This window comes from Novacetimonas cocois (genome assembly GCF_003311635.1).
GTDB classification, from domain to species: domain Bacteria; phylum Pseudomonadota; class Alphaproteobacteria; order Acetobacterales; family Acetobacteraceae; genus Novacetimonas; species Novacetimonas cocois.
Map to the genome: position 1 here is coordinate 1 of NZ_QEXL01000037.1, position 929 is coordinate 929.

Here is a 929-nt window from a genome sequence, read left to right on the forward strand (position 1 = left end):
AACCCAGAAATTACCGGCCAAGCACATCAATCAGGGGTTCTTCGATCCCTCCAAATGCATTAGGAATGATTGTTTATATTATCTTTTTTTATCTCATTATATATATCACCTATTCATTTTTATAGCATAAAATGACATGATGGATCGGCTACACAGGGCATATATTCTGATGCCCTTAGCATGTGCTGACTTTAGCCATGCAAGAAATTAAGACAGCCCCGACCGTCAGGATGGATGGTCGATCGTGATCGGGGCTGCCATCACCAGAAAACGCATGTTTCCGGCGACACACCCTTTATGCGGAAAATATTCCTAAAAAAATGATAACCAGCCTTCTATCCCGCCCTCAAGCAGCGCGCTAATTTTTTAAAACGGACATTCTTATACGCATAGGCGGCTGCCTGCACAGGGTTGCCGAACGTCCCTTCACCATTAATGCAGGCGAAACGTAACCGGCAGCAGGACATGCGTGCCCTCCAGCGGGCGACCCTGCGGGGTGCACTGGACCTTACGCGCAGCGGCAAGGGCCGTGCTGTCCAGGTCATCATAGCCGGTGCCGGATTTCAGGCTGACCTGTACCACCTGCCCCTCGCTCCCCAGCACGACATCAACCAGCGCATTGCCTTCCTCATGCATGTGACGGGCCATGGCGGGGTAACGCCAGGCGGGGGGCGTGCAATGGGGCGCGGTTGGCACAACCGCCGCAGTCTGTGCTGCGCCAGGCACGGCCGGGCCATTCTGCGTTGCCGCAGGGGCAGACCCAACCGGTGCGGCAACACGAGCTTGGGCCGAGGGCTGAGCAGACGGTGACCGGGATTGCGCAACAGGGCGCACGGCGGGCCGGGCGGTAACAGCAGGCAGCGTGGCCACGGCTTTTGGCTGTGGCTGTGGCTGTGGCTGTGGCTGTGGCTGTGGCTGTGGCTGTGGCT

The 929-nt window shown here is 56.8% G+C and carries 1 protein-coding gene; it reads right to left on the reverse strand.

The window, feature by feature from the left end; translation table 11 throughout:
- Window positions 1–432: 432 nt before the first annotated feature.
- Window positions 433–726: an energy transducer TonB gene (locus NJLHNGOC_RS16510; RefSeq protein ID WP_239021569.1), complete on the reverse strand. Its 294-nt coding sequence runs from the start codon at window positions 724–726 to the stop codon at window positions 433–435.
- Window positions 727–929: the final 203 nt, after the last annotated feature.